The organism is Natrinema salsiterrestre, assembly GCF_029502005.1.
Lineage (GTDB): Archaea > Halobacteriota > Halobacteria > Halobacteriales > Natrialbaceae > Natrinema > Natrinema salsiterrestre.
Genome location: NZ_JAMQOT010000011.1, coordinates 43264 through 67728 on the forward strand (window position 1 = coordinate 43264; position 24465 = coordinate 67728).

Here is a 24465-nt window from a genome sequence, read left to right on the forward strand (position 1 = left end):
ACATTCCTAGTGGTCACCGATATTGATTGATGAGGTTACGGATGTCATCAGAATCTACATAGAGACCTTGTAGCCGAGTGGTTCTGTCCGCTTCTTTCAGTAGCATGTCTCCGTCTCCGCCAAGTTCCTCTGCTCCACCTTCGTCGATTAGAATTCGAGAGTCAGACTGCTTTGGAAGCCGGAAAGCCACCCGAGTATCCAGATTAGCACGGAGGTCCGTGTCGATAGCTTCGTGTGAAGGTCGCTGGGTAGAGATGACGAGATGGATACCCTGTGCCCGTGCGATTTGGGCGATTCGGCGCACGTTGTCCTCGGTGTCGTCAGCGTCTTCTCCAAGTTGCTGGAGTAGGTCGCTGTATTCGTCGATGATGACGACGATCGGCTTCATCTGGTCATCAGGGTTCTGCTCGTTGTACTCTCCGATGTCACGGCATACGCTTTCCCGCAGCAGCTGTTTTCTACGTGGGATTTCGTCCTCGACGAGCCACTCGAACAGGTTGGCAGCATCTTCGGCGTCAGTGATCACTTCGCCGTTAGAAAGGTTTGGCAGAGCATCGAAGAAGATGAAGTCGGTCTCCTTCGGATCAACTAAGGCGAACTCGACGTTGTCTTCGCCTTTCTGCTCCATGAAGTTCATAATCAAGGAGTACAGGAACACGGTCTTCCCGCTGCCTGTTGCTCCGCCGACCAACATGTGTGGTGCTTCAGAGAGATCAGAACGGTAGACATCACCGTCTGGTGTAACGCCTGCTAGGAAGGGTAGTGAGGATGTCTCAATCTCGTCGGACGGCTTGTACCGGCCTCTGTAGTCGCGTTGAGGTACCACAACGTTGTTTTCCCGGGGGACGTCCAGAGCTACGTACTCTGTTCCAGGCAGTCGCTGGACGATCGGTTCTTTCTCGAACGCCATTTCCCGGGCGATGTCCTCTGTCCGTTGCTCCAGGGAACTCTGTTTCTCGCCTGGTGCCAGACGGATCTTGAAGCGTACCACGTTTGGTCCGACATCGATATCGTCGGGATCGATGTTCCGGATGTTGATCTTGAACTCGTTGAGAACCCGTTTCAGGGTTTCTACCAAGTCAGTGTATTCTTCGGGATCGCCGAACCGGTCAGCAGATTCAGTATTGACGTCTGTCTTTTCGTCGTCGCCGACGGTGTCTTCCTCTTCCCCACCGGTTTCCTCTCTGTCGACTTCCGTCTCGCTTTCGTCGATTTCGTCCGTTTCCTCTTCTGCGACAGCTTCCTCTTCGGCATCCTCTTCCGGCCGTTGGTCTTCCCGGTCCTCGATGCCGCTGACAATCAGCCGCTTGATTGATTGTCGGGGAAGCTTGTCAACCCTGATGGACTGGGCGTTCGGAGTTACGCCGTCAATCCGTTCGTCCGAAGTGGCTTCGCTGGTGACTTCGACCGATACGATCCTCGGGTTGATCTCGATTTGGGCATCCCCGTTGAATACGTCGTTAATCCGGTCTGCCCACTCCTGCTTACCCTCCATCCCTTCTGCGGAGGTCAATTCGTAGTACAGTTGTTCGCGGAGAGCCTCTTTCCGGGGCGACGTGGTGAGGTTTTTGTCGCCTGTGAACAGGCCACGGATTGTGTCTGTCGTCTCGAAGACTTGGTCGACAGCGTTTCCTTCCACGACCTTGGTGCCATCTTCGTCTTTGACGGTGTAGGCGCCGCTAGTTTCTTCCAGAGTCTTGATTTCGATGATGTCGAGGATAAGGCCACCATCATCGTCGAACTGGACAGTAAGGATGTCGGCCCGGCTTTCGCTGTCCCCCAGATTCAGCCATTCCCGGGTACGCGGGTTGTCGATGGAGAAGATCAGCTTGGGATCTGCCAGCGTCTGCTGGAGCCACTGGACGGCGATAATGGAGCCAAGCAGGCCCTTCGTATTTCTGGATTTCCCGCTGCCGAGGGTTTCCCGGGTGATGAGGCGGAGAAGGCCGCTTTGTTGTAGGTCAGCGATTCTCTCCGCGATATCCTCCAAGTCGGTGTCGTCAGGCGCGAGACGGTATTCGGTAATAATGCGGCGGAGAACCCGTCGGAAGTAGTCGATATCCTCTGAGTACGTGGCGAAGTCGCGTTCGCCGCGTCGTTCTCTGGAAATCAGGTTGTCCTTCCAGAATGGGTTGCCGTTCATCGGCGGTGAGGATATGGAGACCCAGATCGCGGAGTCGAGGAGGTCGTCGATAGTCTCCTTTTCGACGTTGAGTTCGTTGACCTCAGCATTGTGGATGGCCTGCCGCTGATTATACAGCTGGTTGATCAGGTCCTGGTATTCGGAGAAGAGGACTCCTTCCTTCGACGGCGAGATATTGATTTTGTCCTCAAGCAGGTCGTAGTCGAACTCTTTCGGGACGTACAGCGGGTGGATTGTGGTCTCAGCATCACGCTCAAAGGTCTGGATGCTGAAGTTGCTCTGGTCGTTAATCAGGATGAAGTGCTGTGGGTCGCCTTTCAGGCTCTCGGCGTATGAGTCATAGCTGGGATGTTCGGTTGTAACGATCTCGAACTCCCCAGAGTCGTTGTCTGGGCCGAACAGATTAGTGATATCCTCGGAGACGCTTGGTGAGGCAGTGCCGTTGAGGACAGGTTTCTCTTCGTCCTCGATGAAGGCGAACTCCACTGTTGCGCCTTGGATTTCTTCTTTCTCCGCTAAGTCAGCGATGTCAGAGAGAAGGTCCACAGGATCTAGAGGATCGATGACGCTGATCTTGAGGTGGCGTTGAGACGGTGGGTATGCTGACGTGAACTTGTCGAGGACGTAGTCGTAGAACTTGGAGTTCGTTCCTTCTGCAGCATTCTCGATTCGGGTATAGACAGGCAGCCTGTCGAGCTCCGCGGATTGTACGAGATAGGTCTCATCCGCCAGTCTGTAGTTCCCGCCGACGTGGATGCTACGGAGGACGTGTGGCTGTTCTTCGACGCTGTTGATGAGGAAGTTGCGTTCTTCCTCGGTCAGCGACTCTTTTTCGTCCTTCATCTCCCGCGCCAGTTCGGAGTACTTCCAGAGGTGGAGCGGGTGGAGTGGGGAGAGGACGAGTTCTCTATCGTCTTCGTATTCGAGAATGACGGTGTCGAATAGGAGGAAGTCGGAGAGAAGCTTGGAGGAGCCTTCAGAGCTAACGTCCTGAATCTCCCGGTACTTCTTGTCCAGTTTGTCCTGGACCTCACGGTAGGCCTCTATGTAGTTTTCTGCGGATTCGAGCAGGTCATCGTCTCCGAGAAGCCGGATAAGCGGTGCGGATAATAGTCCTGGTAGGGCGTCGACGAGTTCGCTACGGGCTGTTACGTATCGGTCGATGGATGCAACTAAGTCCTCGAACTTTCCGCTGTTCTCAGCCACTCTACGGAGTTTTTCGAAGCTGCTGTCTTCGCCTCGTGGCTGGAACTTCTCGGTTCTCAGAGCCTGGAAGTTCTTGATCGCGCTTTGCCTGTCCTCTGGGTTGTGGATGATACCACCGAAGGAGTCCTCGGTGACGAAGTGCTCAATAAAGTAGTAGAGGTCGTCGTTGACGTCAAAGGCCAACTGTTCATCTCCGGTGAACTCCATGTCGACCCGGTTTTCTTCTTCCTCGACGGCTTCTCGGTATTGGTCATCGAACTCTTCTGAAAGCCGTTCCAGTTCCTCGTTGTTGTCGTCGAAGACTGCCTCCACGCTAGCGGATTCGACGTCTCTCCGAGTGCTGGTGGTTGAACGTCGCTGGCTGGACTGGCCGGAGGTGGAGAATATCTCGTTGACCTCATTGTACGTCAGGTCGGCGAGGATCTCCGAGTCACCTGTTCGTTCGAACCGTCGAAGCTTGGCTACAGATTGTTCCCGTTCTTCCCTTTCGCTGTCATCGACTTTGGTGACACTGTTAGTGAGCCGGCGTCGATCCCTATTCGACATATGGGAGACCCGCAGCACGAGATCCAGGTTATCGGAAAGCCTGTCAGGGATTTCATCGGGGTTGTTAAGCCCCGGATCATTGAACAGCCGCAGTCTGTAGAGTTCGGTTCCGAGGGCGTCGAGTGAACCTTGTTCTGATTCTTTGAGCGTCGACGTTGCGTAGTCAGCAACTGCAGGGATTTCGAACCTGTCGTAGAGGTCGGAGCCAAGGGTTTCCCAGATAGCTTGGGCTGGGGGACTGTCGGTGAACTGTTTCTGGGCCTGCATCTGGTCGGTGATTTCTCGCGTGATTTCTGCCAGAGGCAAGTCGACCATACCCTCGAAATCTTTCATCGAATTCAGGCGGGCGTGGTCTCCCCGAACCAGAATCACCAGTTTCTCTGGTTCGATGCGTCCGTCCCATTCGAATCCGGTGTCGGTCCCATTCCGCCAGTTGACGGCGACACTAACTTTGTCTGTGAGTCTGACGGAGGAGTCCTCTGTCCGTGACTGGAGATCGTCGATGTCTGCTTCATCGATGCTGACCATAGCAAGGCCGACATCGTACCGTGCGTTACTGCAGAGAATATCGACGAACTCCTCAGCGTCGAATCGGGGTGGCGATTCGATTATAACTCCGATGTTTTCCTCGGTCAGCTGGTCGACTGTCTCGTTAGCGATTGCTTTGCCGATCAGATCCTCGTTGCTCTCGAATGAGCTGTCTTGTGTCTGTGTGGTTTCGCTCATATTTCCTCCTCGGGGACAGAGACGATGGTAACGCCGTCCGCGTATTCCTCAGCATATCCAAGGCTTGATACTGCTTCTTTGAAGCCCTCGTAGTTCTGGTTGTTCAGCGGATCACTTTCGGATGCGCTGGCACCGAGGCGGATGTCCCACTCCGCCAGGTGGCTACGGTCCTGTTCGGTTCCGCCCACGATGATCCCGTACCGTTCCCGGAGTTCTTCTGAGAGATCTTGGAGAGACATGCTCGTGCCTGGTTCGATTACGGAGAGTAGGACGGGTTCCAGCATCTCGGGGTCGGGCCGATACCTACGTTTGTTCGCCCGGTTTCCTCGTGGTTTGAGGATCCCGGCACGCCAGGCGAAGGTCTGGGCTGTGGATTGCGGTGTGTATGTGTCGAATCGGTTCGAGAAGTCGTGGATGACGTTGCTTACAGCATCCACCAGCCTGTGGAAGGTGGTATCCTTCTCGGGGTCTCGCGAGGCTCGGAATACCTGCTCGAATTTTTCGTAGTCCTGCTCGATCTTGTCCTCCTTATTCCGGTTCAGTTCTAGGAAATTGTGGTTCTCGAGCTCTCGGAGGACGTCTTCCTCGCTGTAGTCTTTGAAGCCCTGCAGGTCAAGGACGTGCTTGACACCAAGCCTAGTGGCTAACTGGATTTCCGACCCGACGACGCGGAATGATTCAAGGCTGGCGTCGGCTACCGGGTTGTTCCTGTTTCCGGTGTAGTTCAGCACGATTGGGACAGGTTCGTCTTTGCCCTCGTCATCCCGGATCTCATTATGCCGGTTGGCCATATAGACGTAGAGCAGGAACCCGCCGAATTTGATGGTGCGGCGAAGGTCACGGGCGTAGTTCAGGTCGTAGTCGCCGTTGGAGTCCTTCAGGTGCTTCGACAGGGTTTCGAAGCCTTCGACGAATTCATCCGCAATCTTCCCGTCCCCGAATGCGTCTCCCAGGACAGGTTCTTCCCAGGGTGAGACCGTGACGTTGCCTTTCCCTCCGTCTTTGGCCAGTGGCCGGAACAGGAGAGAGATAGCGTCGTGGTGATCCTGAAGCTGGTCGGTCAGCTTCTGATTGATGTCACTGTCAGATTCGTCCAGTACGGTGTAGATGAACTGTGACGGTGTTACACCGATTCGGCGGTAGGCGACGAACCAGTCGCTCATAGAGGTCATTGCAGAGTGTCGTGGACTACTTGCGTAGAGGGCGTTGTCGTTGTCCAAGACCTTCCGCATCCTGTACCGAAGATTGTCCATTTGTTCGTCACTGAGATCGCGGGAGGACTCGAACAGGCCGTGGTATTTCTCGTCCAAGTCGCTGGAGGGGGTTTTCCCAGGTTTCTCGACGAATTTGAACAGGTCCTCCGACTGGTGAGTAGATCCCAGAACGTTACTGAAGACGACCTGGGAGAGATGCACCGGTTTTAGAGAGGCAGAGGTTGCTTTGAATCCGAATGCGGCTTCCGATGCGTCGGAGTTTACGTCGTTAAGTCTCATTGGCATTGGTGTTCACCTCCGCTCCATCTGGTACCGGTCATCGTTGACTGTCAGAATCTCGAGTTCGCCAGTTTCCGTGTCCATGATATGGACGGTGCCGTAATCTTCATCGTGGCTTTCCCTGTACTCGATTTCTTCCATAAATTCGAGCAACTGCTGTTCTTCTTCCCTTCCACGTAGGATGTAAGGGATGTTGCCGTTCAGGGCACCGAGTGTCTCTGATAGGTCTGGATCAATCCGAAGCCTGACTGTTGAGTCACGTCCTTCGTATTCGAGAACGTGGTGGTCGTGGTTGTAGTCCATTGCATCGCTGATTTCGGGATGGAGCTGCGGGACTCGGCGGTTCAACTCGCGCTTGGGAATTTCTGTCCGGGAGATAAGGGATAGGGAGCTTTTAGATCGATAGTTGTGGGAGAGCCAGACGCGGAGGTCGGAGCCCTTGGAAGAATCCGGCATGAAATAGCTGTTAATCATCTCTATGACGTCCTCTTTCACGCTTTCAGCCGAACGGTCCCTGTTCCGCTGGTTATGGAAGGAGTAGTTGGTCTCGTGATAGAGGTCGCGAGCGTCGTAGTCTTTGATGGCTACGTCCTCAAAGTAGAACTGGCGTTTCTTCTCGATGAATCGTTGGTCGACTTCTTCCTCTGAGTCTTCTTCGTCTCTCCGTGAAACCTCTTCTTCAGCGTCAGCCCAAAGTTTGCTGTCGATAAATGGATGAGTGAGGTCACGGGGATGGAAGTATTCGTTCAGGAGGGTGAAGATCTTCCCGCTGCCACTGAAGGCGAGGTTGTAGTATTTCAGATCTTCGTCAAACTCGGTGATGCTCTCTTCTTTGGCTCCAGTAATGCAGTAGGCGAGAAAGTTCAGGAGGTCACGAACGGTGACGTGGGCGTCCAGATGGCCCACGGACTGTAGGAGCCGGATTATATTTTCTCGGACACGATCATTCCTCATCTTATCCATATTGTAGGCGATGTGTCCGTCGATGTCGTCGCCGTTGTTCTCTTTGAGGAACTTATTCGAAGTCAGATTCTCGATGGCTTGGCCGATGACCTTTCGGGTGAGAATGTTTCTGTTGTTGAGATCGATGACGACGATAGAGTCGAAATCAGCGTTGTCAGCTTGATCTTCGTCGTAGATTATCTGGTTTTGGAACTGGCTCCGAACTTTTTCCAGGAAGGGATAGTCGTCGGCGTGTTGGGTAGTCATCTCGTAAAGAGGGCCGTCATTAATAGCGAGAATACCAGGTCGGTCGTCGTCGAGGGCGTCTTTCCATTTGTCAAGTAGGACAGTATAGTCGTCGTACTCGGAGGCGTCAGAGAGATAGAAATAGTCCGGTTCCGGGTACTCAGGCTTCATCTGCAGGATGTACTGTGTTTTACCGTCTCCAGGGTTCCCAGTGAGAATGACCTGCTTCCCATCTTCTAGTGCGTCCTGTAGGTATTCCTCACCATCTAGACGGGTTGTAATGTGTATTTCTCTGCGTTGCTCGTCAGTGAGCTGTTCAGCGAAGCCTCCCTGTGCCAGCTGTGAAAGGAATCGTAGATTCAGTGTCGATGCTTCAATTCCCATATTTATCGTTGATGTTGGTGACCGAATGTTCCCGTCATGTTAACTGTTGCTTATAATGAACTCACTGAGACTGGCTTGCCGTTTGTCGAAATCGATCTCGCTGCTCAATTTGAATTCTTGCTTGTCAAATTCCCTAATATTCTCCAAGACGTCTTGTTTCTGAGCTCTCATGCTTGCCCACCTATCAATCCAATACTGATAGATTGACTCCTGCTCCTTCTGTGGGTCATCGAACTTCCAGTAGTATTCTGGGTTGTCGTCGATTCCCAGTAGATAGTCTTGGGAGTTCTCCGCCAGATCGATTCCGTACACAATCCGTCTAGACTCGTGTTTCAAGAGATCCGTCTCTAAACCGCAGTTCTTCAGGCCACGGCGGATTTTCCGGATGCGAGGAGAGACACCTTCTCCGAACCGACCTCGGACCACCTTGCGACCTTCCTCTAACTGTGTGACCTGACTAATCCGTTTTCGTGTTTCGGGACCGAACTGGATTGAACCGTATCCTTCAGTGTACCCGATCTGGTCGTATTCGATCTCGCCGTTTTCGGTTGGAACCCGGATACGGTCGTACTGGGCACTTCCAATCTCAAACAGGCCAGTGGTGTCGAGGAAAACCAGTTCATTCCGTTTACTCACTGCTTCGCCTTTCATCGAGCTGGCGATTTCGCTCTGGTAGTCGCCGTATTTGTCCTGGTACATGTCGATGACCTTGGGACCCGTCAAGGCCATCGCCACAAGCTTCCCTCCGAGAATACGGTTATAGGGAGGGATAGCGCCACAGACCATGATGTTCATCATCCCGGCACCGACCCGCTCCTTTTTGATCTCCTTCAGAGCTGTTTTGATAGCTCGCCGTCCGGAGTCGTTATTCAACCCAGTTCTGATGAACTCGACATCGTCCTCTTCGCTGTGTTCTTGGAAGTATTTTCGGTCGCGGAGAAGCTTTTGAAGTGCTCGAGCACGTTTTTTCCGGAACAGGGCTGTTTCACTTCTTTCCTCCCAAGACTCCATCTTCTCCGGGTTCTCGTCCTCACCATTTTCAATGGTCTGCTCGGCTTCCTCTTCTATCTGCTCAAGAATCTCGATAACCCGTTCGTCGGGATTGACGAAGCTTTCCTCAGAGAGTTCAGGGTGCTCCTCGGCAAAGTCGTCGTGTCGGATGTTGGATATTGCGTCCTTAATGGCGTCCTCTAGGGCTTCTCGTATATCGGAGCAGAACTCGCTGACCCTCTCTTCGTATTCTTCCTCGGTCTCTAGCCATTCTGTATTGGTGACTGTCCGAGTTTTCTTGTCCGGCGTCCGCTTCTCTTCTGGCAGCTGCTCCTCGTATTCGTGAACCCGTTTCTTCCGCTGGAGTTTATCTTCGACCGCGTCAATAGTCCAGCCGATATAGTCATCTCTGACTGACAGGTTCATCATCGGGCTTGCCAGTGTCGCAATCCCCATCACCGGGTCTTTCGGCTTCGCTGCATTTCTAATAAGGAAGTTGATGTTTCTTCCAGGGACCGTGTTATATGGTGTTAACCAAGTGTAGCGGAAATACCGCCAGATATCCATCAGGTCCAACTCGGTGTGATCACATTTCTCCCCAGTCTCTACTTTCTGTATGTAGGGTTGGACAACGTCTTCTAGATCTTCGGCGATTTCCTCTTGGTCCTGGTCCTGAAGCGGTGCTAAGTCTTGGTAGAGTTCTTCCCCATCGGTTATTAGTTCAAGAACACTTCGCCCGCCATTCGTATTTACGCGGGTGTCTCGCTCCATTTTCCGGACGAACTCGCGGACGCTTTCCTCTCGGAACTGCGCCCGTCGTTCTTTCTGAAGGACAGCGCGTTCCTGTTTCTTGAACTCTTCTGGGTCGTCTTTGTAGCGATCAGGATCCGGCCGAACTACGTGTAGTTCGGAGTTTTTGCGAATGTCATAGTTGATCTCAATGAGATCTAGGAGAACCTCTAACGCTGCGAGATATCGAATCTGGCCTTCAGTTACTTCATCCTCGATTTCGTTCTCGATATAGCGAATCTCGTCCTTGATGGCAACTTCCCTGTCGAGGTCCTCCTGAAATTCGATCAGTTCATCGGTCAGAGCCTCAAATCGGCGTTGGTACTGGTCCGGGAGATTAGGCGAAAAATCCACTTCTCGTTCAGAATTCGCACCCATAGTAATCTGGTTGATGTGGCAAATCGTTCTCTGCTGAAATCCAAAAGAGTATCGACTCAGATCAGTCCACACCCCTAAACGACCCAAGGGGTCCTGCCACAATTGTTTGGAGGATTATATGTTTGTGTTTCTTCAATAGATTTATTCTATCTGTCCCTCAGGTTTGATAACACATGCGTAAGGGAACTATCAGGACTTACACCGGAGGGCTCCGATCCATTCGTGAGTAAACTTTCTATCCCCTTCGGACTCGACCCGGAGGGAACGAAAACTCCAATAGAAGAGGCCCAACGTAAGTCAGACTACTACCGGTGCCCAGAATGTGGTGAATTTCTAACCCCTCGTATTGGGACTCAGCGCCAGTACTTCGCTCATAAGCAAGGCGTTCTGGAGGACATTTCCTGTTCACTGTCCAGCGACGAGGGTGTTGAAAAGATGATCGAGGATCTCCGTACCTCGGACATCGAAGAGGGTGAGCGTGAGCGGTCGATTCGAACCTATCTAGGGCAACGCCATGACGGTGGCATCGAATTATTTGGCATCGTTCCATCACTCGATTGGGATCAAATCCAAGAAGATGAGGACGTGGACACACTCTTAGAAAACGTCGAAATCGAGGCAACAGGAATCACACATCCCCCCGTACCGAGTAACTTCCACCCATCGGAGGCAGAGGTCACGCTTGATCTTGACCCAACAGCGGATAGTTACGAACTTCAAATCTCAGGTCCAGATGCCCTCGGAAGTATCACCGGCACTTGGACTACTTCGGGGCTCCAACATGGTGATCTCTTTGTTGGTGACGAAACTCGGGCGCAGCGATATAACTCGGATCACCAAGTGCGCAAGGATATGTGGGTATATCTGGTCTCAAAGAATCCCCCGAAATCCGAAGTGTCGTTCGTGGACGTCTACGACTTCGCAGATGTATCCTTAGTCGGGTTCCGGGCGTCCGAAAAGACGGAACCATTTCTCGACCGCTATGGGGGAGGCCTTAGTACAGAAAACTACGGCTTCGATGCTGACGTTGTATTACCCGCACACACAAACCCAACCGTTGAGGCACCCCTATACGCACCACCAGAGGAACCAGTTCTCGTTGGAGTTACTCCCTCCGAGGAGGTCGATCCAATATTCGAGGTCGTTTCCATCCCCAAAGATGCAAACGAGACAGTCGAAATCGATCGGACTGGAGCGGGAAATCCTCGTTACTACACAACTGAGATACCCTCTGATGGATCGCGTCGTGTGAGTATCCACCAGCGGAACTCCGATCGGCATCGTCTGATTCACCTCCACCCATCCGAAGAATCGACGTTCATAGACGCAACCGAGCCAGAATCACGACGAATTGGTATTGAAATCCAAGATGAGGAACATCGTGACTTTCTCTCACCTATCGAAGGTCCGTCCTCAAAGCGTATGCCCGTTGGTTTCAATCCTCATTTATTACATACCAACCTCGAATATGTCGGGCCAGAAGACCTTGAACTGGAAGTGATCGCTACATTTGCTGAAGGCGCATCGCTCGGTCCGACAATCAGCCGAGACGTAACAGCAATCAGTGATATTATCTCGGAGGTCATCCACTGGGTAGAGAGCGGCTGTAATGAACTCGAGATCCGGTTCAATGGTATTGGGGCTGTATCGATCTGCTTTCCGCAGGGGGAACAATGAATCTGGAACCCGGTGACGAGTTTACAGCGGAAGTAGACAAGATTACGAAACGGAGAAAACGGAGAACTTGTACTGTCAAATACGAAGGAGAAGGAATTAATATCGGCCCGGTGACGTGCCAACCCGGTCGTTCGGTTCGATTGCGGTACCTTGGGGCAGATTCAGTAGCTGGAACATCGATTCATTTCGCACTTTGCCTGACCGAGGAAGTCCTCGCGGACGATTACAAAGACCACATTCGACGCCATGTAAGCGGCCTTCTTCCTGACCAACCTCCACAAGAGGGCGAACAAACCTATATTGAGGTGGATAAGATCGATGAGTATGGCCTCGGACTCGCCGTTGCCGGTGGTGAAGTCGTCGAACTCGGACCAGTACAAGCAGATGAAGGCGACTTAGTGCACGTTGTAGGACGCGAACCTGGATATGCAGAGATCCTGAACGCAAGAGCACGTGGGAAACGCTACAGGATCCGCTTCAATATTCTTCGTGAACGCTGGGACAAACTCCCTATCAAAAAGGGCGAGTCATTCACGGCAACGATAGATGACACCGACGGCAGTAGTCTCATCGCGTATGTGGACGGGTTGCCTGTCTACTTTTCTGGAGAGAAAGCCCGAATCGGACAAAAAATCGAAGGGGAACTCATTAGATTTCACCGAGACCGCGGAGTTGGCAAAGTGACAAAAGTATATGATTCGGTGGGTGATATCGAAGATCCAGGGCACGATACTCGGATGCAGCAACTTCAGCAAGCGGGGTTCGGCCAAGAACCATTTCGTGCGTTTGCTATGCGGTTTACTGGCGTGAGTGGCGACCAACTACCATCAACTGAGATCGGTATCCGAGACGCCATAGCTGGTGAGGCAATCCGACTCGGTCTTGCGGAGAAAGCTGAATCGGGTGGCCAACAGTATCCACAAGCACACATCACCGCAATCCGCCACTGGGTTGTTCATAAGCTGGCAGCTGTTCTCGGACAGCCGGTCGCTGGTGCCGATGAAGTATCCGATGATGTCGGGTGGTTTCGGGCAGCATTAACAGAGCGTACCGGCCCCACAATCACGTTCCTCGGTGATGTGATACAACTCTCACAGGGGTACTATGCTCCAGCACCGACGCGAGCTGTAATGATCTCCGAATCTGAGGCCGTGCTCGTTTCAGGAGATCCAAGTCGTCTATTCATAGAGTCCGGTTTTGATATCGAATTCCGAGGGTTGACGCGGATTCTTACTGACACCAGTGAAGAAGAATTGCGTTCGAGAGAAATCCCTGTTCAATCTAAAGACGAATACATCGGTCTGGACGAGGCGCCGATTACGACGCCAGCCACACTACGTGAGTACATCGAACAGCGACCGCAGGAGTCGTGGGAACCGGAGGAGGATTGGGCACCATACACTGGACAGTACTATGGATTTACCGTAGACGGTGAGCCGCTCGTCATTGAAGAGGCAGACGGAACTGCGATCAGCTTGTGGCGAGTTCCAGTCGAATACGGTGCCGATACCTACCAGTTGAAGGTTCAATCGGGCGACGGCAAAACCAAGGCCGTCACTGTTTCGCCGAAATACCGCAAGCATGCGTGCCTAATCCTTGACTCAATGGCTGAGGACCCACAGACTGTTGAACTCACCGGGTATGAGGAGGAGGTCTTATTGAGTTGTGACTTTGCACCGCCGCGGGCACAGATGCGTTGGCTGTACGCAGTCGGAGCAGAGTGGCTTGAAACATCGTCGTATCAGCTTCAATGGCGAATTTCGGACACCGATGCTAATTCAGTGCGAGAGGTCTTTGACGAACTGCCCGTGACCATCATCGACAACACATAACATGAAATCAATCAAAGAAGTCTCGGAAGAACTCGAGAACGACCTTCAACAGTACATCGAATCACGTTACCACCTCCACCATCCGCGGCTTCTCAAGGAACGTCGTGCCCTGATGGACGAGGGAGAGACGGCCACCGAACCGTGGGTCGAGGCTACACCGACCTATGTTTCGGGGGATTCCCTCAGAGAGTTGGGCTTGCCGAGCGAAGTCGTCGATTTGCTGAAAGATCTCGAAAGCGACGATCTCGATATCTTCGATCCGCCGTATAAACACCAGGCCGACGCTCTCCAATCGTTCTTTAACGACGAGGACGACCTTATCGTATCCACTGGAACAGGATCCGGGAAAACCGAGATTTTCCTCTACTCAATTCTGGGTCAACTCGCACAAGAAGCAGCGCGAGGCGAAACAGCCGACAAACGTGGGATACGGACATTAGTTCTCTATCCAATGAACGCTCTCGTCGCGGATCAACTCTCGCGGATGCGCCTACTCTTCGGTGATGAGAACGGAGCAGATACGCTTGAGGACTATATGGGTCGGCGGGTTCAGTTTGGGATGTATACGAGTCGTACACCCTATCACGGGGAGTATGACACCAGCAAAAACGATAATTTGGTCAGGCCGGTCATCAAAAGGTACGTTGAGTTAGAGGAAGAGCAGCCAGACCTCTACAAACAACTCGCAGAGAAAGGCCGTATTCCGGCCAAGAATCTGGAAGGATTCTTGAATAATAATAACAGACCAAAAGAAACAAACTTTCGTACCCAACCCGGCGACACGGAACTCTTCACGCGTCAAGAGATGCACACTCGCGATGGAAGCAATCCCCATGGCGGGACGCCTGATCTCCTGATTACGAACTACTCGATGCTGGAGTACATGCTACTCCGGCCAATCGAACAACCCCTCTTTGAGGATACCCGTGAATGGCTGGCCGAGGACGAAGAGAACGAGCTGAATATCGTCCTCGACGAAGCTCACCTCTACCGAGGCGCCCAAGGAGCAGAGGTCGCACTCTTGTTGAGCCGCTTGCTCCAGAAACTCGGGATATCTCGCGAACGTGTGCGCTTCATCCTCACGAGTGCGACGATGGGCGAAAACGTAGAGGAAGCAGCCCCAGAATTTGCGGCCCAGCTCACAACCGGAGATCCGGACGATTTCTCAGTAATCACCGGTGAGCAGGTGGAGTACGAAGGTGGAGAACCGAGCGAGAAACGCACGGCACAACTCCTAGAGCGGGTTGGCTACCAACTCGATGATCCATCGAAGATTCGCAACGTTGCGAGCGAACGAGGCTGGGATCCTCTTGAAAGTGATGACGTAGAATCGGTCCGTTCGTACCTCGCTGACCAGTTAGTCGATGACCCACTCTTCAGATTAGCACACGAATATCTTCGTGAAGAGCCGCTGCGCCTATCGGCCCTTGCCGAAGAGTTGTTCGAGGACATCGATCAGGAACTGGCTCGTGAGGCGACGGGTAATCTTCTGTATCTTTGTACCGAGGCCCGCCAGGGGGAGGATCAGGCGTTGCTTCCGACACGCCTGCATATGTTCCTCAAAGGGCTCCCCGCCCAGTATGCGTGTGTCAATCCTGAATGCAGCGGCCGCCGGGTAACAGAGGGGGAGAACCTCCTCGGGCGCATCTACAGTAATCCGCACACGACCTGTGAGTCCTGTGGCAGTCGAGTCTTCGAACTGATTAGCCACCGCACCTGTGGAGCAGCATATCTGCGTGCCTATCGACGCTCTGACGACGACCGCGGGCCGACGTTCCTGTGGTCAGATCCTGAGAGCAGCGAGGACTTGGACGAGCTTCATCTCTTAGTTGAGGAACCTCGGGATGACCCGAATCCAGACCACGAACACGGACGCTCGCTCGCCGAGACGACGACCTCACGAAACCTCTCGATTGCCTCCGGCCATCTTGTTGATGATCGGCATGTGGACGACGAAGGACCGACCACTCATATCGAGGTTCAGGTCCCGACTGAAGAGCCGCCGGACGAGGGCGGTGCATGGAGTTGGACCCAATGTCCGGCGTGCGGGATCAAAGAGCGACGTCGTCCGAATGGCGACACGAAGGTCGAAGATCTGGTCACCAAAGGTGAGGAACCATTCGCGCACAGCGTCCGCTCGATGTTCGGTATCCAGCCGACCGACCCACTCAAAGAGGAGTTCCCCAACGAGGGGCGCAAGGTATTGTGCTTCTCTGACGGTCGACAGAAGGCGGCCCGCTTAGCTCGCGACCTCCAATCGAACGTTGAATCCGACTCGTTCCGCGAGGTCTTAACCGACATTATTGGATCCGCGGAAGATGAAATCACGATGGGTCGGTTGTTCGCCGAGTTCGCAGTCTACTGTGCGAAAAACAACATCGTATTCTTCGACGACAGCGACCAATACACGAACCAGTCGGGTGTCGTGTATAAGGGTTCACGCTCCCACTTTGAGGATATTCGTGGGAACCTGTCCGATATTGTCGATGAGTACTATCTTGAGTCCATCGACGATATTCCGGAGGTGCCAGCCGCACGCAATGCGTTGTCGGAGCGTCCCCGCCAATATGAGGAACTTCTCCTCCGATCGTTGGGCGATGAGCAGTACTCCATCACCGGCGCTCTCGTCGGGTACATTGCGCCGTCCGAGGAAGTGTTTGAGAAAATCGATGAAGCGGTCCCTGAAATTGAGACAGACCAACTCAAGAGCATCCTCATCGAGGCGCTTCGTCATGCCTGCGAGGAACGGGCATTTGATTCAAGCATTGAAGCTAGACGACGTTCGAACTCCTATCCCTACCAAAATTGGATTGACCCGGACGATACGGGGCTCCCCCACAGCGAGATAATCCCTGAATATATTGTAGAATCACTCGACGACGAAGTGCCGGAAGAGGCGTGGAATAGTCTGAGACGGGCGTTGATGACGACAGAGCCTGTGTTGTTTGGGGCCTCCCACGGAAATTACTTCGTCAATCCAAAAGCAACGACAATCGATCTCCGACTCGACGACGATTGGTACCGGTGTGAAGGATGTCGCCGGTTCTCGGTAGTGTCTCTCAATGATTCGTGTCCCTACGATGGGTGTCGCGGAACTCTGAGTCCGGTTAGTGACGATGACATCCATCTCCAGGCACGGAAGAACTTCCTTCGGAACCCGCCACGCGAAGTGCTCCATGGCGAACGGGACCCGCTCACGCTGCGTTCAGAAGAGCACTCCGCACAACTGAGTGCAAAGGACAACTCCGAGGCATTCGCACGCTCCGAAGAGTACGAACTGCTCTTCCAGGACATCCTTGTCGGGGACTCCGAGGCCGATCAGCCAATCGACGTGTTAAGCTGTACGACTACTATGGAAGTCGGGATTGACATCGGGAGTCTCACCGGCGTGGCCATGCGGACGGTCCCGCCAGGACCAGAGAATTATGAGCAACGTGCTGGTCGGGCAGGACGTCGCGGAGCTGGGCTCTCGACGATCGTCACCTTCGCGGACAACTCCCCTCACGAGTCACACTACTTCGAGAATCCTGAGGAGATGATAACGAGCGAGGGGAACGCACCGGTCATCTACGCCGGCAACGAAAAGATCGCCCGGCGGCACATCAACGCCTCGCTGCTTGCTCGGTTCTTCGATCCATCGGCCGTCGAGACGGAAGCTGCCGTATTCCGCTCGCTCAAAGGTACAGCCGAGTTCTTTGAAGGAGAAGGGGACCAAACCCTCGCCGCGTTCGAAGACTGGCTGGACGAAGAGATCTTCGCCGATTCATCGTCGACGCTCGAGCAATTGGGGGCCCTCCTTCCGGATGCACTAGGAGAGGGACGTCCATCCGACTGGGAGGTCGCATTAGTCCGCGACGCCGCTACAGAGTTCCTAAGCGAACTCCAGGAGCTACAAGCCAAGACAGAATGGGAAGAGCAATCCACGGAAGACGACGATTTACTTTCCGTCCTTCTCGATGCAGCCCTCCTTCCGACGTTCTCGTTCCCGACTGATGTGGCCGACTTCGTCGTGCGCGAAAATGAGCCCGGGTCGTCACAGCCGAAGAACAAGTACCAGATGTCTCGGGATCTGAAACAGGCTCTCTCAACGTACGTACCAGGCCGAGAGATCGTCGTTGACAAGAAGACCTACGAGTCCTACGGTGTCTATGTCAAATTCCCAGACAACCCGAAGAACCGAGTAGCTGGCGAAGACTGGGGAGACCTCGATTGGTTGAACTGGTGTGACGTCTGCAAGACGGTCTTTGACGAGCATAATGAGAGTCTGGCAGCCAGGGATATGGAATGTCCAGTCTGTGAGGGAGCGACCGTCAGTTCCCTTCAAATGTACACCCCGGAGGCATTTGCACCGAAAGTCGATGAGACAGGTGCAGCTGAGAAAGGATCGGACTACAACGAGAACCGCGCCTACGCGACACAGCCTAAATACCCGCTGACGTCGACTTCTCACGAGAGTGAGAACGCTAGCGAGATGGCAGAGGAGAAATCCATTGGCCATTCGATAGTGGGGAAGATGAATGACGAACAGCTTCTTGTCGCTAACTTTGGGGCTGATGAGGATGGATTCGAGGTCTGCACCGATTGTGGGGCCGTTAGCCGCGAAGGTCCGCTCTCGAACCCACACGCCCGTCCATACCCCAAGGATCTCCGATTTGTTGGGGAATATGACTGGGATGATCAGTGTACCGGCTCAACAGTCACGACGAGTTTCAGCCACCGCTTCCCCAGTGATTTGACCGTCCTCCAAATCCCGTTAGGTGATGAGATGGAGTTTGTTCCATCCGAAGCATGGTTCGAGACACCAGGACAGTCGTTAGCTGAAGCATTAGTCATGGGTGCATCTCGTGCGCTAGGTATCGAAGATGACGAACTCGAAGGTGGATTCCGTACTCGTTCGGCAGAGCACGCCGACATCGACGCACGGGGCGTTATCGAGGTCTTCCTCTTCGACACAACCGCTGGCGGTGCTGGCTTCTCATCGCGCGTCTGGGAGGAATTCGACGCCGTGTGTGCAGAAGCCCGTTCAATCCTCGAGAGTTGCTCATGCGATACGGCGTGTCACAACTGTCTGCGCCGGTATCAGAACCGCCATCTCCACGACTCGTTGAATCGCCACGAAGGCCTGGCCTTGCTCGATTACGCACAGACGGGGACTCCACCAACGCTTCGTCCTGATAAGACACAGAGCCTGATAAAGCAGCTCGAACGTGCCTTGGAGTTGAAGGAAGAAGATGTTGCACTCAGGGCGATTGACGACGATAAATGGGAAATCGAGATTGACGGGACGACGATGACATTTGGTATTCGTTCGAGTCTGCGGCGTTCACGTGCCCCGACGTCGACGACGTACGACGAGGACTACTCAGACTACGAGCTGTCCCAACGGTTGCCAGAGGTGGCTCACTCAATCGTCGATCAACTCCAATAGCGGAATGGATGGGTCAGAACAGTTTGCACACGTAAACTGGTCGGCGTCGGCAGCACAGCTGTTCGAAGAGTGCCCCCGGCGGTTCTTTTATCGATACCAACAGATCGAGTCTACCGAGGACTATAGTGAGTATACACCGTCGCCAGGGGCCTATCTGGGAACTATCGTACACGAATCTCTCGCGGGGCAGGTTGCACGATGGGCTCGGGGTGAGAACATCCATCTTCAGACTGCAACTGAATATGCGAAAGACGAACTTGAGAGGTATGTCGAAGCGAATTCTGAGACGATTGCTGATCGGATTGACATTACGGATGGGGAATCCTTCGATAGTGATTCCTTCACGCGGTCATTAGTTCGTACAGCCCGTAATCACATCAGGCAGTTCTTCCGGGTGATTTGGCCCCACCTTGAGGACCACCAGTATATCGCCCACGAAACGCGCCAAACGTTCGAAGTCTCCGAAGAACCCGTCACCGTCCAGCCAGATCTCTGTACGCGAAACCCAGAGGGAGACTTTGTCGTTACTGACTGGAAGACAGGCGCGTATGACCGGTTTAGTAACCCTACAATACAGATGCAAGCATATGCACTCTATGCTCACGAAGCGTATGAACCCGAACTCAGTCGGATTCGGGTCCAATTAGCCCATACTGGAAGTGGGGAGTTCGACCGAATGGTGCCGACCACGGAAGACATGAGACAGATCCGAGAACGGATTACGAATGATAGGGCCTTCTGGACGAGTATGGGGGACATCGAATCTTACAAGACAAATCCAACAGTCCAGAAATGTAGCCAATGTTCGTACCTTCACCGGTGTACAGACGGACAAACCGTCACGGGTGAAGAGCCAGAACCAAACTAAGTAGTAAAGTGCGAATTAGGTCGTCTTATACCTCATCTACTGCATACAAAGCAAATCGGATTATATCACAATTCAATCACGCAATCGATAAATCCACTTGCGACGAACAAAATCATCAACTGAGGACCGGCCTTCGCGCGACTGCCAACTATCTCCTTGAGCTTTCTCTTCCCGAACTAGTTTGAAACCTGCCGCAGAATAAATCGTCCCCTTGTTACCTGCTACTCCAGCGTGAGCAGAAATCCGTTGATAGCCCTCTAAGAACGCCCACTTTCGGGCGCGAGCGATTAGCCAAGAACCAGTGTTTGATGGCCTTTCGGGTCGCGATCCGTACCGTGTAATTGAGATTTCTTTGTCTTCGTCGACCATTCGGGCTACTGGACGACCGAGAACACAGACTGCAATTAGATTAGATTTATGACGAGCTCCGAACGCAGCCTTCCATCCAGGGATACCTCCCAATTTGTGGTCTACCATATCCGACTCGAGGAAATCGTTGATCTCGTTTCGGCTTCGCTCCCGGGTTAGTTTGAGATCCGATACAGAGTCTGGTACTGATATTGGACCTTTCATCGTTTGCCTGAGGCAACTTGCGCCTCACCCAATCAGGCGCATGAAAAACAGAACGAGATCACCAGAATGGACTCATATTTCTGCGTTAGTACGTTCGAACCAAAGATTATCGAGGAACCTCACAACCCGTAGATCAGACGAGTTGTGAACGCTGATTATCTAGGAATGCCTCTTTCCGAGAACATCCCTATGGAGAGACCTGTTAATGAGCCTAAGCGCTCTTAGAAACTATCAAAACAGCGATCAAGCAGGGATAATGTAGGCCTTTCCGGAAACAACCCGGTCACGCTTTTATGACTAGACGGGAAACAGGTCGGACAGTAACAGATGATCCGCGATGCTCGCGTTCTCCGCGCCGGGTTCGTCCCTCGAGAAGTTGAGCATCGCGACGCCGAAGTCAACCACCTCTCTAGCGTTCTTGAGCCCATCACGAACGGGGAACCCGCCGACACGGCCATCGTCACTGGACCCAGCGGCGCCGGCAAGACCTGCATCTCTCAGTTCGTCACCGAACGACTCCGGGAAGAGGTGCTCGACGTCGAGGCCACCTACGTCAACTGCTGGCGCAACTACACCCGGTTCCGCACGCTCTACCAGATCCTCGACGACCTCGGCGCGACCATCGACATCCACCGGCAGTCGACGCCCCACGACGAACTCGTTGATCGCCTCCAGCAGCATGACGGCCCGCGAACCGTCGTCATCCTTGATGAGGTCGACCAGCTCGAAGACCCCAGCGTCATCTACGACCTCCACAGCCTCCCACAGTTCGCGATCATCTGCATCGCGAACAAGGAAGAGGAGCTGTTCAGCCGCGTCGACGACCGCCTCGTGAGCCGGCTGCGCTCCAGCGAACACGTCCGGATGGACAAGTACCACGACGAGCAGCTGTACGACATCCTCAGTGCGCGGGCGAAGTGGGGGCTCGATGAGGACGTCATCACCGACGACCAACTCTACCGCATCGCCGACGCGGCCGCCGGCGACGCCCGCCTCGCAATCGGCATCCTCCGAACGGCCGCCGGCAAGGCCGATCGCGAGAACCACGAGCGCATCACCGACGACATTCTCCTGGACGCCGCCGAGGATGCTCGGGCCCAGATCAAGCAGAAGAGCCTCGACTCGCTCACGCCGCACCAGCGCGTCGTCTACGATATCGTTCGCGAGCACGGCCCGGTCGGGCCGAGCGAGATTCACGAGCGCTATTCCGAGGACGTCGATGATCCGCGGACGAAGCGGACTATCCGCACGTACCTCTCGAAGATGGAGCAGTACAACCTCCTCGAGGCGGAAGGGACGAGCCGAGACCGAGAGTACTCGCTCGTCGATTCGGCAGCCGCGTCGCCGATGCAGTGACCGTGACCCCGTCAGCTATCAGGAACTGAACTCGCCGAGGCCCGATTGCTCGTGGTCTAGCGGCTCGATGACCGGGGGATCGTCGTTGCCGGGGTTGTTGACCCGCGTCGAAATCTCGTAGGCGTCCAGATCGTCCTTCGGGTACGGCTGGCACAGTTCCATGCGGGTGTCCGGGTCTGCGGCGAGCCAGTCAGATTCCGCGTCCTGCGGGAGGACGACCGGCATCCGGTCGTGGATTGAGTTCATCAGGTCGTTCGGCTCCGTCGTGAGAATCGTGACGCACGAGATCGTCTCGTCGTCGCCCTCCCAGACGTCCCAGAGCCCGGCCATCGCGAATGCGGGGTCGTCCTCCCGGTAAATCCGATAGGGCTGTTTCGACCCGCCGTTCGGCGATTTCCATTCGTAGAACCCTGACGAGGGGACGAGGCAGGGACGTGATTCCCACGCCCGCTCGAAGACGCGTTTCTCGTCGGCAGTCTCGGAGCGAGCGTTGATGATGCCCTCCTCGGGTTCGTCCGCCCAGAACGGAATCAGCCCCCAGTGGTAGGCATCGATCTCGTCGGAAGCCTCGTTCGTGATGATGTGGAGGTCGTCACCAGGTGCGATGTTGTATCGGGGTGTGTACCCGCCGTCCGCGACGACCTCGGCATCGAAGCGGGCCTCGAGGTCTGCTTGGTCGATGAAGAGCGAGTTCCGGCCACACATACATCCGGGTCCGGCCGGGAGAGTCTTCAACGTATCTGGAAATGTGAACGGCTCTGAATCGTCGATTAGAGCTCGGTCGGCGGCAGAAGCTCACAGAGAACAGCTGCTTGTTCAAGAAGTGCGTCGAAGAGTCGTTCAGTCGGTCGATATAGCGCGTGGTGTTCATCAACAGAGTATGGGGTTTTCTCATCATCTGTGTGTGAGAGAAATCCGCACTCAAGAAGCGGAGCAAGGGTAGTATCCAGCGCAGTTCCGGAACGGCCGGATTCGGCTTCAAGAGTGTGTCGAGGGAACTCAGAAAGGAACCGCGTACAGCAACTCAGGACGTGAGCACGTCGATCAGCGAATAGTTCGTTGAGCGCAGTACGATGGGTGCGTGTCCAATACTCATCGAGTTTGACGTATGTGCGAACGATCGGGGATAGCTCGTTCAAGGAACCAGTAGCATGGACGATGCCAAGGTCGTTGAGCGCATGTTGGTCTTTGGTGTCCAAAGACTCGCCGAGGGGATGGAGAACAGTTTGAAGCGCCTCGTGGTACCGCGAAGTGAGGAATTCCCCGGCAACAACGTGGGCGTTCACGATATTTCGAGTTGGGTGCATTGATTCGTGGTGGTCGGGGTTTCGGTGGTCGACGTGGGTTCGTGGATAGCTCATAGAGCACCTCTTCCAACGTGGCGTTGAGCATTAACATTCCGAGCAGTCAGGCTCGAGACTGCAGCTGGGTAGGTTTAACCAACACACCGCCGTCAATACGGCCGGGTGTTGGTTAACACGAAGTACGCTCGATTCAGGAACTATTCTCGGAAATAGGATCCAAACGGAGACAACTCGGGACTGTACCGGGATTAGAGGGGATCACATCGAGTTTCCTGAAACGCGGAAGCGACACGCCGCGGCTTATCGGGAACGTAGACAACTAATCTAGTATGGGAGAACACTCAACGTCGAACCGATTGGCGGTGGACCAGCCGACACGGGGCGCTGACCGCAATCGGTCCCTTGCTGACCAGGCCGATCCGACTACGGACGAGATGTTGTTGCCGTCACTCGGCGACGGCATCACGCTGCTCGACGTCGAGGGAGGCCGCGGCGTCCCGATCCTGCAGTCGCTCGTACTCGACCATCTCCTCCTGCAAGACGGGCCCGCCTTCTGGGTCGACGCAAACGGACACGCGACGACGACGACACTCGCCCAAATCGCGCCCAGTCAACGGTTGCTCAATCGAATCCACGTCGCCCGCGGATTCACCGCCTACCAGCACTACGGCGCCGTCTGTGATTTCCCGACGGCAGTGAACAAGTCGATCCAGATGTCTACCACCGATGCCGGGGCGGCCGGTCGAGGGGCGCCAAGTCGTGACGAGAACACGTCGCCCCACACCCCTGCCCTCATCGTCGCGCCGGCCGTCGACGCCCAGTACCGCGACGACGATACCCTTGGCGAGACCCACGCAAAAACCCTCCAAGCCCGCACCCTCGCCCGGTTATCGACCTACGCCGAGGGGTACGACATCCCGGTTCTCGTTACGCGAAACGAACGAAACGAATTCACCGAGTCAGTCGCGACGGTCGCCGACCACCATCTCGAGTGCGAGCAAACTCGGATGGGCCCACGGGTCGTCGGCGAGGACTTCGAGACGCTCGTCTATCCCGTCGACGACGGCGCGTACTACCAGACGACGTTCGCGTACTGGCGGCAGCTGCTCGCGGCACGCGCCACGCAGGTCGGCGTGGAACCGACAACGCCGACGCCGTCGACGCCGACTCCGGAGGGTGTCGGGACAGGCGTCACAGCTGACGGTGAGACGGTGGCGGCCACTGCGGACCCCTTGCTCGATGCGTGGACCGCGACCGGGACAGGAGGGCGATAGCGATGGGACGCACGAACCCGACGTACCGAGATGCACTGCGGGCCATCGAAGAATGCTGGGCAGAGTTCCGCCGGGCACTGCGGCGTCGCGACCAGCCGCGCTTCGACCGGCTGTTCGAGTACGCCCGCGAGCACGCCGACGCGAGCGGGCTGTTGAACCACCAGAACCCGCTGCTGCCGGCGCTGCTCAGCATCGATCTCGAACAGGAGGCCCGCCTCGACGACCACGAGGAACGCCTCGAAGAGCTCGAAGCCGCGATCGCAGCACGCGATGATCAAGAGAGTGCCCCACCGGACTCGAACCCGTGACG

General features: G+C 54.6%; 14 protein-coding genes. 7 read left to right on the plus strand and 7 right to left on the minus strand.

The genetic code is table 11. From position 1 onward, the window contains the following. Positions 1-13: 13 nt before the first annotated feature. From NDI89_RS20880 to NDI89_RS20895, 4 genes are read right to left on the minus strand one after another with little or no spacing between them, the layout of a single operon-like run. Positions 14-4621 (minus strand): DNA translocase FtsK, encoded by a 4608-nt coding sequence (locus NDI89_RS20880; protein WP_277524529.1) that lies wholly within the window; start codon positions 4619-4621, stop codon positions 14-16. Beyond that, a complete protein-coding gene (locus NDI89_RS20885) occupies positions 4618-6120 on the minus strand; it encodes a hypothetical protein (protein WP_251344701.1) in 1503 nt (500 codons plus the stop codon). Before NDI89_RS20885 ends, NDI89_RS20880 begins: the two co-directional genes overlap by 4 nt. Before the next feature lie 6 nt (positions 6121-6126). Further along, positions 6127-7686 carry a hypothetical protein gene (locus NDI89_RS20890; protein WP_251344700.1) on the minus strand — a complete coding sequence of 520 codons (1560 nt, stop codon included), beginning with the start codon at positions 7684-7686 and terminating at the stop codon, positions 6127-6129. A gap of 39 nt (positions 7687-7725) precedes the next feature. Further along, positions 7726-9843, minus strand: a complete 2118-nt coding sequence (locus NDI89_RS20895) for a Druantia anti-phage system protein DruA (protein WP_277524533.1) — start codon at positions 9841-9843, stop codon at positions 7726-7728. Between the two features lie 222 nt (positions 9844-10065). On the opposite strand from NDI89_RS20895, the gene NDI89_RS20900 reads away from it, so the two are divergent. From NDI89_RS20900 to NDI89_RS24110, 4 genes are read left to right on the plus strand one after another with little or no spacing between them, the layout of a single operon-like run. Further along, positions 10066-11520, plus strand: coding sequence for a competence protein CoiA family protein (locus tag NDI89_RS20900; RefSeq protein ID WP_251344698.1), 1455 nt, complete (start codon positions 10066-10068; stop codon positions 11518-11520). Further along, on the plus strand, positions 11517-13352 hold the full coding sequence (locus tag NDI89_RS20905; protein ID WP_251344697.1) for a hypothetical protein: 1836 nt from the start codon (positions 11517-11519) through the stop codon (positions 13350-13352). Before NDI89_RS20900 ends, NDI89_RS20905 begins: the two co-directional genes overlap by 4 nt. A gap of 1 nt (position 13353) precedes the next feature. Beyond that, complete coding sequence (locus NDI89_RS20910; RefSeq protein ID WP_277524536.1) at positions 13354-18780, plus strand: DEAD/DEAH box helicase; 5427 nt, start codon at positions 13354-13356, stop codon at positions 18778-18780. Between the two features lie 4 nt (positions 18781-18784). Beyond that, positions 18785-19648 carry a RecB family exonuclease gene (locus NDI89_RS24110; RefSeq protein WP_425498957.1) on the plus strand — a complete coding sequence of 288 codons (864 nt, stop codon included), beginning with the start codon at positions 18785-18787 and terminating at the stop codon, positions 19646-19648. A 72-nt stretch (positions 19649-19720) separates the two neighbouring features. On the opposite strand, the gene NDI89_RS24115 is transcribed toward NDI89_RS24110, so the two are convergent. Next, positions 19721-20221 (minus strand): XF1762 family protein, encoded by a 501-nt coding sequence (locus tag NDI89_RS24115; protein ID WP_394351767.1) that lies wholly within the window; start codon positions 20219-20221, stop codon positions 19721-19723. A gap of 327 nt (positions 20222-20548) precedes the next feature. Between NDI89_RS24115 and NDI89_RS20915 the strand changes: the two genes are divergently transcribed. Further along, a complete protein-coding gene (locus tag NDI89_RS20915; protein ID WP_137711733.1) occupies positions 20549-21577 on the plus strand; it encodes a Cdc6/Cdc18 family protein in 1029 nt (342 codons plus the stop codon). 18 nt (positions 21578-21595) lie between these two features. Here the strand turns inward: NDI89_RS20915 and NDI89_RS20920 are convergent, their stop codons facing one another. Continuing rightward, positions 21596-22282 (minus strand): SOS response-associated peptidase, encoded by a 687-nt coding sequence (locus NDI89_RS20920; protein ID WP_277524542.1) that lies wholly within the window; start codon positions 22280-22282, stop codon positions 21596-21598. A 65-nt stretch (positions 22283-22347) separates the two neighbouring features. Next, on the minus strand, positions 22348-22938 hold the full coding sequence (locus NDI89_RS20925; RefSeq protein ID WP_174955907.1) for a hypothetical protein: 591 nt from the start codon (positions 22936-22938) through the stop codon (positions 22348-22350). Between the two features lie 272 nt (positions 22939-23210). On the opposite strand from NDI89_RS20925, the gene NDI89_RS20930 reads away from it, so the two are divergent. Together NDI89_RS20930 and NDI89_RS20935 are read left to right on the plus strand one after the other, a co-directional pair. Next, entirely contained in the window at positions 23211-24155 is a 945-nt protein-coding gene (locus NDI89_RS20930) for a hypothetical protein (protein WP_277524545.1), read from the plus strand. A gap of 2 nt (positions 24156-24157) precedes the next feature. Continuing rightward, positions 24158-24463, plus strand: coding sequence for a DUF8156 family protein (locus tag NDI89_RS20935; protein ID WP_277524547.1), 306 nt, complete (start codon positions 24158-24160; stop codon positions 24461-24463). Positions 24464-24465 lie beyond the last annotated feature (2 nt).